This is a genomic window from Streptomyces sp. GMY02 (assembly GCF_019056675.1).
GTDB lineage: Bacteria > Actinomycetota > Actinomycetes > Streptomycetales > Streptomycetaceae > Streptomyces > Streptomyces odonnellii.
The window spans coordinates 5,211,819-5,227,814 of record NZ_CP077658.1 but is presented as its reverse complement, the minus strand read 5'-3'; the positions used below and the strand labels follow the sequence as shown (position 1 = coordinate 5,227,814).

The 15,996-nt window shown below is 72.3% G+C and carries 11 protein-coding genes and 1 pseudogene; 3 read left to right on the top strand and 9 right to left on the bottom strand.

All coding sequences use genetic code 11. The features are described from left to right. Positions 1–6: 6 nt before the first annotated feature. A complete protein-coding gene (locus tag KQY30_RS22145) occupies positions 7–1,182 on the bottom strand; it encodes a GNAT family N-acetyltransferase (protein ID WP_217308338.1) in 1,176 nt (391 codons plus the stop codon). A gap of 213 nt (positions 1,183–1,395) precedes the next feature. Between KQY30_RS22145 and KQY30_RS22140 the strand changes: the two genes are divergently transcribed. Continuing rightward, positions 1,396–2,673 (top strand): cytochrome P450, encoded by a 1,278-nt coding sequence (locus KQY30_RS22140; protein WP_217311240.1) that lies wholly within the window; start codon positions 1,396–1,398, stop codon positions 2,671–2,673. 228 nt (positions 2,674–2,901) lie between these two features. On the opposite strand, the gene KQY30_RS22135 is transcribed toward KQY30_RS22140, so the two are convergent. Then, positions 2,902–3,297 carry a DUF6415 family natural product biosynthesis protein gene (locus tag KQY30_RS22135; protein WP_217308337.1) on the bottom strand — a complete coding sequence of 132 codons (396 nt, stop codon included), beginning with the start codon at positions 3,295–3,297 and terminating at the stop codon, positions 2,902–2,904. Positions 3,298–3,428: 131 nt separating this feature from the next. Here KQY30_RS22135 and KQY30_RS22130 point away from each other — a divergent pair, with 131 nt between their 5' ends. Beyond that, entirely contained in the window at positions 3,429–4,847 is a 1,419-nt protein-coding gene (locus KQY30_RS22130) for a hypothetical protein (RefSeq protein ID WP_217308336.1), read from the top strand. A gap of 133 nt (positions 4,848–4,980) precedes the next feature. Here KQY30_RS22130 and hutI read toward each other — a convergent pair whose 3' ends face one another. The 4 genes and pseudogenes from hutI to hutU form a co-directional block, all read right to left on the bottom strand. Continuing rightward, positions 4,981–6,186, bottom strand: a complete 1,206-nt coding sequence (gene hutI / locus KQY30_RS22125) for an imidazolonepropionase (protein ID WP_217308335.1) — start codon at positions 6,184–6,186, stop codon at positions 4,981–4,983. 86 nt (positions 6,187–6,272) lie between these two features. Next, positions 6,273–7,738, bottom strand: a pseudogene (locus tag KQY30_RS22120) (formimidoylglutamate deiminase). A gap of 104 nt (positions 7,739–7,842) precedes the next feature. Further along, entirely contained in the window at positions 7,843–9,072 is a 1,230-nt protein-coding gene (locus tag KQY30_RS22115) for an allantoate amidohydrolase (protein WP_302185368.1), read from the bottom strand. A gap of 209 nt (positions 9,073–9,281) precedes the next feature. Continuing rightward, positions 9,282–11,003, bottom strand: coding sequence for a urocanate hydratase (gene hutU / locus KQY30_RS22110; protein WP_217308334.1), 1,722 nt, complete (start codon positions 11,001–11,003; stop codon positions 9,282–9,284). A gap of 117 nt (positions 11,004–11,120) precedes the next feature. On the opposite strand from hutU, the gene KQY30_RS22105 reads away from it, so the two are divergent. Then, entirely contained in the window at positions 11,121–12,590 is a 1,470-nt protein-coding gene (locus KQY30_RS22105; RefSeq protein ID WP_217308333.1) for a diaminopimelate decarboxylase, read from the top strand. A gap of 29 nt (positions 12,591–12,619) precedes the next feature. Here KQY30_RS22105 and KQY30_RS22100 read toward each other — a convergent pair whose 3' ends face one another. The 3 genes from KQY30_RS22100 to KQY30_RS22090 form a co-directional block, all read right to left on the bottom strand. Beyond that, positions 12,620–13,180 (bottom strand): hypothetical protein, encoded by a 561-nt coding sequence (locus KQY30_RS22100; protein ID WP_217308332.1) that lies wholly within the window; start codon positions 13,178–13,180, stop codon positions 12,620–12,622. A 213-nt stretch (positions 13,181–13,393) separates the two neighbouring features. After that, entirely contained in the window at positions 13,394–14,230 is an 837-nt protein-coding gene (locus tag KQY30_RS22095) for a MurR/RpiR family transcriptional regulator (protein WP_217308331.1), read from the bottom strand. Then, the gene (locus tag KQY30_RS22090; RefSeq protein WP_217311238.1) at positions 14,227–15,894 is read right to left on the bottom strand and encodes an aromatic amino acid ammonia-lyase; all 1,668 of its coding nucleotides are present in this window, start codon (positions 15,892–15,894) and stop codon (positions 14,227–14,229) included. Before KQY30_RS22090 ends, KQY30_RS22095 begins: the two co-directional genes overlap by 4 nt. Between the last annotated feature and the right edge of the window lie 102 nt (positions 15,895–15,996).

Here is a 15,996-nt window from a genome sequence, read left to right as displayed (position 1 = left end):
CCCCGGTCACTTCGCGCGCAGCCGGCCCACCCGGTTCAGCGTGCGCCGCGCATACCCCGCCAGCCCCGGCCTGTTCCGTATGAAGCTGTGCGCCCGGCGGGACGGCTCCCTGCTCAGCCAGTGCAGGGCCGCCCGCGCGCCCGGCCGCGCCACCGAGCCCTCGTACACCCGCAGCCCGCCCGTCTTCAGCGCGTCCTTGTACTCGGCGGCACCGCGCCCCAGATCGAGCAGGCCCATCCCCGCCTCCGCCGCGGCCTCGGCCATCCGCAGATGCAGGATCAGCCCCGGCGAGTACTTGGCGAACTCCGGGTCGTACGCCGGAAACCAGCAGGCCAGCACCGTGCGCGAACGCAGCCCGAAGTGCGCGGCGACCGGCCGCTCCGCCGCGTACAGCACGGAGAGCACCCCCGAGCAGCCCGGTGTCCTGGTCCGGGCCAACTGCCGTACGAGCGCGCTGATCCACTCCTTGGCGAACCGGTCGCGCCGCCCCGTCCTGCGGTACTGCGCGGACTTCCACTCCATGAGCGTGCGCAGCGCCGCCGGATCGCGTTCGTCGAAGACGAAGCGGACCTCGCCCGTCTGGCGGCCGAGCCTGCGCTCCTTCGCGGCCGTCGTCCTGAAGAACTTGGGCGACCGGGCACGCAGCCCCGCCGCATACGCCTCGTACCCCTCGCGGACATCGATGACCGGGGACTCGAACTCCTCGGCCGCCGAAGGCACGAACAGCTCCTGGCCCGCCTCCAGATTGTCGAACTCCCAGGCGGAGAGCGAGCATGCCTTCAGCAGTTCGGGCGCCGACAGCCGCAGACCGGCACGGCACACGGCCCCCTGTGCGTCGGACACCCCCGCGCCGATGGCCCTGCCCTGCCCCAACGGGCCTGTCTCGTACGGGAAGAAGCCGACAGGCTCGCCGTACCCCCGCCCGTCCGCGCCGCCGTACCCATCTCCGTACGAGCCGCCGTGTCCGGATCCGTCCCCGCCCTCCCGTATGACGGCAACGCGCGCCGTGGGCCGCACGCTGCCGACGGCACGGGTGAACTCCGGTTCCATGAAGGGGTTCGCGGGCGCCCCGGACCTGGCCCGTAACGCTCGCCAGGCCGCGATCTCGGTCTCGTCCAGCTCCCCCGGCGCGGTGATCCGAATGCGCGCCCGACCGCGCGCGGCGCTGCGTACCTCACTCATTTCGACCCCCCGGTCCCCAACCCCACCGAAAGGACGGTACCGACCCAAATCATTCCCGGATAGACCATGGCGGCCATTCGCCAGAGGCCGAACAACTACTGTCCGAAGCGGCCCGATCGCTCATAGGATCGACCCGCAGGAATGGTTCCAGGAGTCATGTGACCGCACAGCTCGCTCGCCCGGGAGGAGGTTCCCTTGACCGCGCCACACCACATGGATCCGGCGGGCGGTTGTCCGCACGCCACCAATGCCGCGCTGCTCACAGAGGGGGCCGTGGCCCGGGTCGTGCTTCCCGGCGGCATACCCGCGATGGCCGTGCTCGGGCACGAGGCGCTGAAGGAGTTCACCGGCCACCCGGATGTCGCCAAGGGCCCCGAGCACTTCACGGCGCTGTGGGAGGGGCGGATTCCGGACGGCTGGCCGCTGAAGACCTTCGCGACCGTACGGGGCATGACGACGGCGGACGGAGCGGACCACCGGAGGCTGCGTTCACTGGTGAGCACGGCGTTCACCGCGCGGCGGGTGGAGGCGCTGCGGCCGCGGATCGAGGAGCTGACCGACGAGCTGCTGGACGGCATGGCCGCGGCGGCTGCCGGCGCGAGCGGCGGCGTGGTCGATCTGCGCGCACGCTTCGCGCTTCCGCTGCCCATGAATGTGATCAGCGAACTGCTGGGCGTGGACGCGGAGTTCAGGGACCGGCTGCATGTCCTGTCGACCGACCTGGTGCGTACGGACATAGGCCCCGAGGAGGCGATGGCCGCCAACCGGGAGATGGTGGCGATGCTGGGCGCGGTGGTGGCCTCGCGCAGGGCGGAGCCGGGCGACGACCTGACGAGTGCGCTGATAGCCGTGCGTACGGAAGCGGCGGAAGCCGCGGAGGCCACGGAAGCCCTGGAAACAGACCCGGACACGGCCGGACGCGCGGGCACCGACCGGCTGAGCGAGTCCGAACTCCTCGGCACGCTCCTCCTGATGATCGTCGCGGGGCATGAGACCACCCTGAACCTGATCACCAACGCCGTCCGCGCGCTCTGTGCCCATCGCGAGCAGCTCGATCTGCTGCTGGCGGGCCGCGCCGACTGGGCGGACGCGGTGGAGGAGACCCTGCGCTGGGACAGTCCGGTGAGTTACTTCCCGTTCCGCTATCCGACGCGCGATCTGACCGTGGCCGGCACGCTGATCCCGCGCGGCACTCCGGTCCTGGCCGGTTATTCGGCGGCCGGCCGCGACCCGTCGGCCCATGGGCCCGACGCGGACCGTTTCACTCTCACCGGCCGCCCGTCATCCGCCATGACCCGCCATCTCTCACTGGGTCATGGCGTGCACTACTGCCTGGGAGCACCTCTGGCGAGGCTGGAGACCACGATCGCCCTGAGGCGGTTGTTCACCCGCTTCCCCCACCTGAAGGTAGCGGCCGAGGAAGCGGAACTGCCGCGTCAGCGGAGCTTCGTGGGCAACAGCGTGCGCGAACTGCCCGTAACGCTGGGGTAGTCCGGGCAGTCGGTCCCCAGTCCGGTCCGGGTGGTCAGTCAGCTCACGTACTCATCCGACTGTACTCATCTCGGGTAGTCATAGATCTCGGGTAGTCATGGACGTCATTGACAGTTACCGACACCCCTGGTCCCGGATGTCATAGCCGCAGCCCCACGGCCAGCGCGATCGTCAGCCCGAGCGTGCAGACCGCCACGACGAACCAGGTCTGATGCTTCGCCTCGGGAGTCATGGCCGGCCTCGCCCTTCGCGCTCACGCAGATAGTCCATGAAAGTGCGGCACATCCGGGCCATGGCCCGCATGTGCACCCAGTTGGCCATGGCCCCGTGGCCGGGGCCGCTCTCGGTCAGGTCGTACCAGTCCTTGAGCGCGCCCTTGGCCCGTACCGAGTGCTCCGCCTCGGGGACGGTCTTGACAACGCCCACGAGCCGCGCGCCATGGGCGATGAGCCGGTCGGTGAGATCGGCGATCTCCTCCGGCGGCGGCATCAGACGGTGGGGGGCCAGGGCGCGGTCGGCGTCAAAGGCGATCGCGTCAAAGGCCACGGTTATGGCGATGGCATCGTGGGCCATGGCCTCGGTGTGCGCGTTTTCGTCTGTGCTGCCGGCTCTGTGGTCTGTCACTGTGGTCACCCTGGCCCCCGTCTTCGTGTGATCGGCGTCTACGAAGAGAAAACCGCGTTATCAGCCTTCACGAGTACCGTGGAAGAAGGTCTGAGAATGAAAGCCATGAACGCACTGGGGGAGTTGAGAGCATGGCGAGTAACTCACGCACACCCAATACCGGGCTGGCCTGCCTGCTTGAGCAGGCGAAGTGGTCCCGTTCACAATTCGCACAGATCATCAACCGCATGGGGGCGGAAGCTGGTCTCGAACTTCGTTACGACCAGTCGGCGGTGTCTCACTGGGTCGCGGGCACCATGCCGAAGGAGCAGGTCAGACCGCTGATACTGGAGGCGTTCGCCCGCAAGCTCAACCGGCCGGTGACCCACTCGGAAGCCGGTCTCGCGGTGGCTTCGACCGGCCATTCCGCGGGTCGACCGGCTTCGCACGGGTCTGCAGAAACGTCGATTCACACCTCGCCGACGGGCCCCGACCAGGCCCGTGTCAACACGCTCGAAGAACTTGTGGACATGGGGCGGGCGGACATGGATCCGTCGCGTCGTGGCCTGATCGCGGCGGGTCTGTTCTCGGCCGCCGTGGTCGTACCGCTTTTTCCCGATCTGGCACAGGCCGCCACACCGCCGCCGGCCGCCCCGGGGAAGCGGACGGTCCGGATCGGGGCGCCGCAAGTGCAGGCCGTACGCACGATGACGGACCGGATCGCCAACATTCTGGATGAACTCGGGGGCGGTCACGCGCGCCCGATGGCCGCCGCGTTCCTGGTGAACACGGTGATGCCATGGCTGAAAGCGGAGGCCGCGGAGGGGGTACGGAACGACATGCTGGCCGCCGCGTCCGATCTCGTCTATCTGACGGGGTGGATGGCGATGTACGAGCGCGCGCACGGTCTGGGGCAGCGGTACTACCTCAGGGCGCTCGAACTGGCGGGGGCCGCCGGGGATCACGTCACGTACTGCCGCACCCTGCGCGGCATGTCCCTCCAGGCGTCGAATCTGGGGTACGGCAGACGCGCCCTGGAACTCGCCGACTCGGCGGCCGAGGCCTCCCCGAAGGCGGAGCCGCGCCTTCAGGCGTTTCTGTCGGGGCAGCAGGCCCATGCCGCCTCGATGGTCGGCGACAAGCGCCAGGCCTTCACGCGGCTGCGCGAGACCGAGACCGCGCTGACCAAGGCGGACAACCGGCGCGACTCGATCGGCGGCTACGACCAGACCGCCTATCTCTTCCATGTGTCGCACGTGCTCTACGAGTTCAAGGACCTGCCGGGATCGATCTCGGCGCTCCAGCAGTCGTTGAAGGCACAGCAGAAGAACGAGCGCCAGGGCAGGGTGCACTTCCTCGCCGTACTGGCCCAGCGCCAGTTGGAACTCGGCCATCTTGAGGCCGCGTGCGGAAGCTGGTGGCAGTTCCTGGACGACTACGAACACGTGTCCTCGGCACGCGGAGACGAGCACTTCGAAACGATGCGGCGGCGGCTGAAGCCGTACGCGAAGACACGCGCGGTGCAGCGGCTGCGGCCGAGGATCGACGAGGTCGCCGTACTGAAAGGGTGACTTGAACCGGCCGGTCCGACGGCGCCGGTTCCGGGCCGGCGGGCCGGCGTCGACGGACCGGCGTCGACGGGCCGGCGTCGACGGGTCGGGGGCAGGGGGCAGGCGGTTCAGGTCGGGGGCGTGCGTCTGCGCGTCAGTGCGTACGGATGCCGCGCTGCCAGACGGAGGAGACGAGGGGGACTCCCGGGCGGTAGGCGAGATGGACATGGCTCGGGGCGTCGAGAAGGACGAGATCGGCGCGGGCGCCGGGGGTGATACGGCCGATGTCCTGGCGGCGCAGGGCCGCCGCGCCGCCCGCGGTGGCCGACCAGACCGCCTCGTCCGGGGTCATGCCCATGTCCCGTACGGCGAGGGCGATGCAGAACGGCATGGACGAGGTGAAGGACGAGCCCGGATTGCAGTCGGTGGAGAGCGCGACGGTCGCGCCCGCGTCGAGCAGCCGTCGGGCGTCCGGCCAGGCGGCGCGGGTGGAGAACTCCGCGCCGGGGAGCAGGGTGGCCACGGTGCCGCCGTGGGCGAGGGCGTCGATGTCGGCGTCGGTGAGATGGGTGCAGTGGTCGGCGGAGGCGGCGTCCAGTTCGACGGCGAGCAGTACACCGGGGCCGTAGGAGAGCTGGTTGGCGTGGACGCGGGGGTGCAGCCCCCTGGCCAGGCCCGCGGCGAGGATCGCGCGGGCCTGGTCGCCGTCGAAGGCGCCCTCCTCGCAGAAGACATCGATCCAACGGGCGTGCGGGGCGCAGGCGTCGAGCATCTCGCCCGTCACGAGGGCGACATACGCGGCGGGGTCGTCCGCGTACTCGGGCGCGACGATGTGCGCGCCGAGGTAGGTGACCTCCTCGGTGCGCTCGCGGGCGATACGGAGGGCGCGGGCCTCGTCCTCGACGGTCAGGCCGTAACCGGACTTGGTCTCCAGGGTGGTGGTGCCCTGGCGGAGCGCCTCGCCGAGATAGCGCGCGACATTGGCGTCCAGCTCGGCGTCGGTGGCGGCGCGGGTGGCGGCGACGGTGGTGCGGATGCCGCCCGCGGAGTAGGCGCGTCCGGACATCCGGGCGTTGAACTCCTGGGTGCGGTCGCCCGCGAAGACGAGATGGGAGTGGGAGTCCACGAAGCCGGGGACGGCGGCCCGGCCGCCCGCGTCGACGGCATTGTCAGTGGCGGGTGCTTTGCTTGATTCACCGACCCAGACGACGCGGTCGCCGTCGATGACGACTGCCGCGTCCTGGATCAGACCGATGGGGGTTCCGTCACCGAGGGAGGGGTCGTTGGTGACCAGAGTGGCGATGTTGGTGATGGCGGTGGTCGTCGCGGCCGTGGTGACGGCCGTGCTGGGGCTGCTCATGGCGGGGGTTCTCTCCTCCGGCGGCTTCGGCAGCCGCGTCACGGGCGCGGTGGGGCGTGTCGGCGGTACGGACGGTACGGGCGGGGTCAGCCGCGCAGGGCTCCGACGGCCGCGGCGAGGGCCGCGGGCACGTCGGGGACGAGGGAGTGGACTCCGTCGCGTACGAGGTGGCGGCCGCCCACAATCGTGTGGCGTACGTCCGCCGCGGAGGCGGCGAATACGGCGGTCTCCGCTCCGAGCCGGGGCAGCGGTCCCGCTGTTCTGACCGAGTCCAGCGCGATCGTCGCGAGATCCGCGAGCGCGCCGGTCTCGATCCGGCCCGCCTCCGGGCGCCCGAGCGCAGCGTGGCCGCCCGCGGTGGCGGCGTGCAGGAGGGCGGCCGCGGTCCAGTGGCCGCGGGTGCGGGAGCGCAGCCGCTCGTTGAGCTCCATGGCACGGGCCTCTTCGAGGATGTCGATCACGGCATGGCTGTCGCTGCCCAGCGACAGCGGCGAGCCCGCGCGCTGGAGGCGGCCCGCGGGACCGGTGCCGTCGGCCAGATCGCGTTCCGTGGTGGGGCACATACAGGTGCCGGTACGGGAGGTGCCCAGCAGCGCGATGTCCTCGTCGGTGAGATGGGTGTTGTGGACGCCGGTGGTGCGGGCGCCCAGGACACCGTGGTCGGCGAGGAGCCGGGCAGGGGTACGGCCGTGCACGGACAGGCAGGCCTCGTTCTCCGCGGTCTGTTCGGAGAGATGGACATGGAGCGGGGCCCGGCGCGCCTCCGCCCACGCGGCGACGGTGGCGAGCTGGTCCGCGGGGACAGCGCGCACGGAGTGGACGGCCGCGCCGATCAGGGCGTGGTCGCTGTCCTTGAGCGCGGAGGCACGCTCGGCCCAGGCGTCGGCGGTGCCGTCGGAGAAGCGGAGCTGGTGGCGCTCGGGCGGTGCCCCGCCGACCCGCTTGGTGATGGCCGAGGAGAGATAGGCGGTGTCGAGGAGCGTGATCCGGATCCCGGCCTCGGCGGCCGCCGCGATCAGGGCCTCGCCCATCGCGTTCGGGTCGGTGTAGGGCGTGCCGTCCGGCGCGTGATGCAGATAGTGGAACTCACCGACGGCTGTGATGCCGGCCAGCGCCATCTCCGCGTACACGGCGCGGGCCAGCGCGTGATACGAGTCGGGGGTGAGCCGCGCGGCGAAGCCGTACATGACATCGCGCCAGGTCCAGAAGGTGCCGGAGCCGACCTGGACGGTGGAGCGCAGGGCGCGGTGGAAGGCGTGGGAGTGGGCGTTGGCCAGGCCGGGCACGGTCAGTCCGCGCAGTACGGCCGCGCCGGGGGCGGGGTGGTGACACCGGTGCGTACCTCGGTGATCCGCCCGTTCCCCGTGTTGACGCGGACGGCGACGCCCGGTTCGACATGGCTGTCGAGCCAGGCGTGTTCCAGCCAGTAGGTGACTCCGGGCGCGCCGGGTGTGTCCTGGGCCGGGCGGGGGTCGGGGGCGCCCCCGGTGGCCCGGGTGACCTCGGTGGCCGGGGTGATCTGGGTGGCCTCGGCGATCTCGCCGGGCGCCATGATCCGGGTCCGCCCGGGTGCCGCGGTGGGCCGCGCGGGCCTGGACTGGGCCGCCGCGCGGGGGGTGTTCGGTGCCGCCGCTCGTGCCGCTGGTGCCGGGTGCGTCATGTGCACGCGAGTCCTTCCAGTACGTCGGCGAGTGCCAGGACCCCGGCCACGCAGTCGTCCTCGGCCGCGGACTCGGCCGGGGAGTGCGAGACGCCGGTCGGGTTCCGTACGAACAGCATGGCGGTGGGGATGGAGCCGGACAAAATACCCGCGTCGTGTCCCGCGCCGGTGCCGAGCACCGGGACGGGGACGCCGGTGCGGTGGCTCAGGATCCGGCCGAGTTCGTCCCGCAGGGCGTGCTCGAATTCGACGACGGGGGTGAAGGACTCGCGTACGACCCGCAGGCCGATACCGGCCCGCTCGGCATGGTCGCGGGCGGCGGCCTCGATCCCGGCGACCACGGTGTCCAGCACGGACTGGTCGGCGGCCCGGGAGTCCAGCCAGCCACGGACGAGGGAGGGGATGGCGTTGACACCGTTGGGCTCGACGGAGACCTTGCCGAAGGTGGCGACGGCTCCGGCGAGTTCGGCCGCACGGCGGGCGGCGAGGACGGTCTCGGCGTATGTCAGCATCGGGTCGCGGCGGTCGGCGAGACGGGTGGTGCCCGCGTGGTTGGCCTCGCCGTGGAAGTCGAACCGCCAGCGGCCGTGCGGCCAGATCGCGGACGCGATACCGAGGGGATCGCCGGAGAGGTCGAGGGTGCGGCCCTGTTCGACATGCAGCTCGACGAACGCGCCGATACGGGCGAGCCGTTCGGGGTCGGGCCCGATGGCGGACGGGTCGTGGCCAGCGGCCTCCATCGCCCGGGGCAGCGGGACACCGTCGGCGTCGCGCAGTTCCTGGGCCCGGTCGGCGGTGAGCTGTCCGGCGGTCAGCCGGGAGCCGACGCAGGCGAGCCCGAAGCGGGCGCCCTCCTCGTCGCCGAAGTTGGCGATGGCGACCGGCTTGGTGAACCGCGCTCCCCTGTGGCGCAGTTCATCGAGCGCGGCGAAGGAGGACACCACGCCGAGCGGTCCGTCGAAGGCGCCGCCGTCCGGTACGGAGTCGAGATGCGAGCCGGTGACCACGGCGTCGCCGGCGAGCGGATCACCCAGCCAGGCCCACTGGTTGCCGTTCCGGTCGACCTCGTAGCCCAGCCCCCGGCTCTCGGCCTGCGCCCGGAACCATGCCCGGCAGTCGGCATCGGCACCGGTCCACGCGTAGCGGCGGTAGCCGCCGCTGCCGGAGTCCCGCCCGAGCGGCGCGAGTTCGCGCCACATCTCATGGAAGGAGGAGGCCCGTGCCACCGACTGGTCGCCCTGCGGGGAGCCGACCGCCCCCGCTCCGGACGCCCCTGCTCCGGCGGCCCCCGCCTCGGCCGTCCGGGCTCCGGCTGTCCCGGCTCCGGTGGCCCCCGCTCCTGGGGCCGCCGGGCCGGACGCCGCCGTGCCCCGGGCTTCCGGCCCCGGGACGGGCGTGCCGGCGGCGGAAGCCGTGTCGTTCGGGGTCCCGGCGGTCACGCCGGGCCTTCCTGGGACGTGCCCGCGGCGGCGTGCTCGCGCATCGGGATTCGGACCTCGCGGTCCTCGGCGACCGACTCCGCGAGGTCGTAGCCCGCGTCGACATGGCGGATGACGCCCATGCCGGGGTCGTTGGTGAGGACGCGGCGGATCTTCTCGCCCGCGAGCGGGGTGCCGTCCGCGACGGTGACCTGGCCCGCGTGGATCGAGCGGCCCATGCCGACACCCCCGCCGTGGTGGAGGGAGACCCAGGAGGCACCGGAGGCGACATTGACCATGGCGTTGAGCAGGGGCCAGTCGGCGATCGCGTCGGAGCCGTCGAGCATCGCCTCCGTCTCGCGGTACGGGGAGGCGACCGAGCCGCAGTCGAGGTGGTCGCGGCCGATGACGACCGGCGCGGCGAGTTCACCGGAGGCGACCATGTCGTTGAAGCGCTCGCCCGCCTTGTCACGCTCGCCGTAGCCGAGCCAGCAGATCCGGGCGGGCAGGCCCTGGAAGTGGACGCGCTCGCCCGCCATGGTGATCCAGCGGCGCAGCGACTCGTTCTCCGGGAAGAGATCGAGGATCGCCTTGTCGGTCTTGTGGATGTCGGACGCCTCGCCGGACAGGGCCGCCCAGCGGAACGGTCCCTTGCCCTCGCAGAACAGCGGCCGGATATAGGCGGGTACGAAGCCGGGGAAGGCGAAGGCCCGGTCGTATCCGGCGAGTTGGGCCTCGCCGCGGATGGAGTTCCCGTAGTCGAAGACCTCGGCGCCCGCGTCCATGAAGCCGACCATCGCCTCCACGTGCCGGGCCATCGACTCACGGGCGCGCCGGGTGAAGTCGGCGGGCTTCGAGGCGGCGTACGAGGCCATGTCGTCGAAGTCGACGCCGGTCGGCAGATACGCCAGCGGGTCGTGCGCCGAGGTCTGGTCGGTGACGATGTCGACCGGGGCGCCCTCGGCGAGCATCCGGGGCAGCAGCTCGGCCGCGTTGCCGAGCAGGCCGATGGAGAGCGGCCGGCGCGCGTCGCGCGCCTCGGTCGCGAGCTGGAGGGCGTGCGCCAGGCTGTCGGCCTTCACATCGAGATAGCGGTGCCCGATACGGCGCTCGATGGCACGCGGGTCGCAGTCGATGCAGATCGCGACTCCGCCGTTCATGGTCACGGCCAGCGGCTGGGCGCCGCCCATCCCGCCCAGACCGGCGGTGAGGGTGATCGTCCCCGCCAGCGTCCCGTCCGTTCCCCCCGCACCGCTCGTCCTGCCGCTCGCGTGCAGCTTGGCGGCGACGGCGGCGAAGGTCTCATAGGTGCCCTGGAGGATGCCCTGGGTGCCGATGTAGATCCAGGACCCGGCCGTCATCTGCCCGTACATGGTGAGCCCCAGGGCTTCGAGGCGCCGGAACTCCTCCCAGTTCGCCCAGTCGCCGACCAGATTGGAGTTGGCGAGCAGCACGCGCGGCGCCCACTCGTGGGTCTGCATCACGCCGACCGGGCGGCCGGACTGGACGAGCATCGTCTCGTCCTGCTTGAGCGTGCGCAGCGTACGGACCATGGCGTCGAAGGAGCGCCAGTCGCGGGCGGCCTTGCCGGTGCCTCCGTACACGACGAGTTTGTCGGGGTGTTCGGCGACCTCGGGGTCGAGGTTGTTCTGGAGCATGCGGAGGGCGGCCTCCTGCTGCCATCCCAGGGCGCTCAGTTCCGTACCGCGCGGTGCCCGTACGGGGCGGGGTCCCGACATGGCGATGTCGCCTCCTCGATGTGCCTCGAATGTTGGCCGATCTATTCACATCCTGTCCGGATGAATAGTTGTAGTCAACCGGTGCGTGGCCGCCCGCCGGATGATTGGCTGGAGCCCATGGCCTCGGTTCAGCACAACAGCCGGAACACGGATCACGACGCACGACACGGCGCGGACACCCGTACCGGTGCGGACGCCCGTACCGACGGCACGGATCCCCGTACCGGCGCCGCCGCGCGCCGGGACCTGGCCGTACGGGCAGCCGTGGCGCAGGGGCTGGTCAGCGAGGCAGAGCCGGTCGTGGCGCTGCTCGATGTGGCCGGAATCCGCTTGTCCGCCGCCGCGCTCCGCGCCGCCTTCGACGAGGTCACCCCGCCCGGCACCCCCGTCCTGCACGCCTTCGCCGTGAAGGCGACCGCGCTCGTGCCCGTACTGCGTCTGCTGGACGAGGAGGGCATCGGCGCCGAGGTTGCCAGTCCCGGCGAGCTGGCGCTCGCGCGCGCGGCGGGGATCCGGGCCGAGCGCATCGTCCTCGACTCCCCCGCCAAGACCACCGCCGAGCTGCGCGAGGCCATCGCCCTCGGGATCGCCGTCAACGCCGACAATCCGCAGGAGCTGGACCGTATCGACGCCCTGGTCGGCCGGGGCCCGGCCGCCTCGCCCTTCGGGCTGCGGGTCAATCCGCAGATCGGGGGCGGTGCGATCGGCGCGCTGTCCACCGCGACCGCGACCTCGAAGTTCGGCGTCGCGCTGCGCGACGAGGGCGCGCGCGCCTGGGTCGTACGGGCGTATCTCGACCGCCCCTGGCTCAGCAGGCTGCACACCCACTCCGGCTCGCAGGGCCTGCCGCTGGAGCTGATGGCTCGGGGCGTACGGGAGGTCCACGGCCTGGCCGAGGAGATCAACGCGGCGGCCGGGCGGCGGCAGATCGACACGATCGACATAGGCGGCGGGCTGCCGGTCAACTTCGCCTCCGACGAGGTGACGCCGACGTACGCGGAGTACGCCCGGCTCCTCAAGGACACCGTCCCCGGACTGCTGGACGGGCGGTACGGGCTGGTGACCGAGTTCGGCCGCTCGCTGCTCGCCAAGCACGGCACGGTCCTCGCGCGGGTCGAGTACGCCAAGTCCGCAGGGGGCCGCCCCATCGCGGTGACGCACGCGGGCTCGCAGATCGCGACCCGTACGGTGTACAACCCCGCGTCCTGGCCGCTGCGGATCGCCGCGTACGACGCGGAGGGACGGCCCAAGCCGGGGCCCGACGTCGCTCAGGACATTGCGGGCCCGGCCTGTTTCGCGGGCGACCTGCTGGCCGAGAACCGCCCGCTGCCGCTGCTGGAGCAGGGCGATCTCGTCGCCGCGCTGGACACCGGGGCGTACTACTTCACCAACCACTACGCCTACAACAGCCTTGTCAGGCCCGGCGTCCAGGGCTTCACGGTCCTGCCGCGGGACGACGGTGGTGCGGAGCCGGGCGGCGCGGTGCGCTTCATGACCGTACGGGCACCGCAGACGGCCGACGAGATCGTCGTGGAGTCGGGCGGCGCGTACGCGGACGCGCTGCTTCAGGGCGCGTCCGGCACCTGAGGCCTGACGGCGCTGGACGCCCGGCGGCCTCAGCGGCGGCTGCCGCCCGGGGCCGCGTCGCCGGCGCCGACGCCCGTCGCCCGGTAGCCCTTGACGCGCTTGCCGACCGGCGTGCCCGTACCGGCCCAGTCGGTCCGTACCCACAGCAACTGGTCGTCACGGCGCTCGCGCCGCCCCAGCCAGCCGGCCTTGAGCCAGAGCCCGGCACCCGCGCCCGCCAGCGCGAGGCCTCCGGCGGCGGGCAGCGCCAGCGAACTCGCGACGGCGGCGAGGAAAGCGGCCAGCAGCCACCAGCGGTGCGCCCGCCGCCAGTTCCGCGCGGTCACGGCGCGGTCCTGGAGGAAGTCGTACGTACCGGCCCGCTCGGCGCGCGCCGCCCACGCGGTGTACCGGCCGCGCCGTACGAGGGCGACAGCGGCGGCGCACACCACGAAGAGCGCGGCCCCCGCGTAGACACCGATCCTGCGGCCGGTCAGCCCGGGCAGCAGCACGCCCAACGCGGCGGCCAGTACCCCGAGCCACCACAACGGGACCGCACCGGCCCGTACGATCACTGCCACGCGTGCCAGAGACTGCCCTCCACGCCCCACTGCCCGCCTCCTCATACCTGGAGCCTCGTACCGGCCCGTACCGGTGAGTTTGGCGGGCAGATTAATGACGTTCTCTGAACATTTCCTGAGAACGGCCAGATTCCAGCAGGCTTCGGCCACGCCGGGAACGGTTCGGCCAGCGGACCCGGCCCCGGACCGGCCACCCGGCCCCCGACCGACTACCTGCCCCGCCAGCTCGCCCCGCTGCTCCCGCTACTCCGCGAACAGCCCCCGCGCCGCCGCCCGCGCGTCGAACTCCTCCAGCCGCGCCTGCGCCTCCGGCAGCCCGTCGCACATCGCCTCCAGGAGCACCCGCCCCAGCAGCATCGGCGCACACGCCGTGTCGAACGCGAGCCCGGTGCCGACGGCCGCCGGGATCAGCAGATCGCTGTGCTTGGCGACGGGCGCGAAGGCCGAGTCGGCGACCGTCACCACCGTCAGCCCGGCCGCCCGGGCGTACGCCAGCGCGTCCACGACCTCCTTGGGGTGGCGCGGCAGCGCGAAGCAGAGCAGGGTGCTCGCACCCGCGCCGCGCGCGCCGTCGATCCGGTCGGCGAGCATCGTGCCGCCCTCGTCGAGCAGCCGTACGTCCGGATGGACCTTGGCCGCGAAGTACGCGAAGCCGCGCGCCTGCGAGGACGCGGCACGCAGCCCGAGCACCGGCAGCGGACGGGAGGCGGCGAGGAGCCGGCCGGCCCGTTCGACGGGACCGGGGTCGGCGAGCAGATCGGCGAGCTGCCGCAGATTCTCGATCTCGCCGCGTACGGCCTGCTGGTACTCGTTGCGGTCGGCCTCGCCCGCCGCCGGCGCGCCGGGCGCGACCTCGCGCAGATGCCTGCGCAGGGCCGGGTAGCCGTCGAAGCCGAGGGCGACCGCGAAGCGGGTGACGGACGGCTGGCTGACTCCGGCCAGTTCGGCCAGTTCGACGCTGGACAGGAACGGCGCGTCCCCGGCCCGCCGCACCATGCTGTGCGCGATGCGCCGCTGGGTGGGGGTCAGCCGGTGGCCCTCGAAGAGCTGCTGGAGTCGGGCGGCAGGGCTGTCGCTCATGCGATCCCCCTTGTCTGATCGGTACTCGTGCGGGTGGCGGCGGCAATGCTCGTACGCGCGGACTCGGCGGCCAGTTCGGTGAACCGGTCCAGCAGCGCGGCCGCCGCCGTCACATCATCGGTCAGCGGACGGTCGCCGACCTCCTCGTCGAGTACGGTCTCGGCCAGCGCGAAGGCCTGCCCGGCCGGCAGTCCGGGCTCGGGACGGAGTCCGCGCTGGCGCAGGGCCCGTACGGCGGCGACGAGTTCGCAGCCGACGACCAGCCGGTACGCGCTCCCCGCCCGCAGCGTCTGACGCGCCGCCAGCGAGGCGAAGCTGGCCTGCTCCTCCACGCCCCGGGACAGTACCGCGTGGCCCAGCGAGGCGGGCGCCGAGTACGCCCGCAGATCACCGAGGGCGGCCCCGGCGGCGTATTCCAGGATCATCACACCGGAGCTGGCGGGCTCGGCGTCGGCGAGGAAGGGCCGCAGCCGGGTGAGGGCGGGCTCGTTCAGCGCGGAGAGCCGGGAGGTAGACAGCCGCGCGGTCTGCACCAGCGAGAGCCGGAAATGATCCAGCGCCAGGGCGAGTTGGGCGAGATAGAAACCGCCGTGGTGGTACGCGGCGGGCACCGGGTCCGCGTCCGTGCCCGGACAGATCAGCGGGTTCTCGGCAGCCGAGTTGATCTCGACGGAGAGGACGCGCTCCAGCGCGTCGGCGGCGTCGCGCGCGGGGCCGTGTATCTGCGGCACACAGCGGAAGCCGTACGGGTCCTGGATCCGGCCCAGCGGCGGGCCCGGCCGTTCGGGGGCGCCGAGATGGCGCCGCATGTCGGCGGCGACGGCGTACGAACCAGGGTGGCGGCGCGCGGCGTGCACGGGCTCCGCGTACGCCTCGTACGAACCGTCGACGGCCAGCAGGGAGAGGGCGGCGACCAGTTCGGTGGCGGCCACGAGACCGCGCAGCTCATGCAGGGCGAGGGCGGACTGACCGAGCGTCAGCGCGTTGCTGCTGATCAGGGCGAGGGCGTCATTGTTGTCCAGCGGCTGGGGCGCCGGGGCCCGCCGGCCACCGCCGCCGGCCGCGTGGCCATTCCGCGCGTCGTACTTTCCGTGCTCCCCGTGCGCCCCGTACTCCCATGCCTGCTCCCAGGGGTGTTCCCCGACGAGCGCGAGGCCCATCTGCGCGAGGGCCGCGATGTCGCCCGTACCGACCGAGCCGTACTCGTTGACGACCGGGTACGCGCCGGACTCCAGCGCCTCGCACAGCGCGGTGACGACGGTCGGGCGCAGCCCGGCGCCGCCGGCCAGAAGCTGATTGGCCCGTACGGCGAGCATGGCGCGGACCTGCCGTGCGGGCAGGGGCTCGCCGATGGCACCGGCATGGCTGCGCAGCAGCCGCAGCCCGTGGTCGGCGGCGGCCTCGGTGGGCACGGCCTCGGTGCGGTTGGCGCCGACGCCGGTGGAGCGCCCGTACACCCGGCCCGAGGCCGCCAGCTCGCGGGCGGCGTGCCAGCTCTGCTCGACGCGCTTCATCGCCTCGGTGCCGGGTACGGGACGTGCGGCGCCGTCCGCGAGCCGGACGACATCGGCGACCGGGAGGCTCTGTCCGTCCAGAACGACGAGGGAAGTACCTGCCGGGACCGGTGCAAGCCCACCCGACGGGTCCACCATGTGGGACGACATCATGCGCGAACGCCTCCATTCCGGACGTTACGTCTCACCCCGCGACCACCAGTAACGAGTGATTTACCTCGGGGCATTGACAATCTATTCAGCCACCAAGAA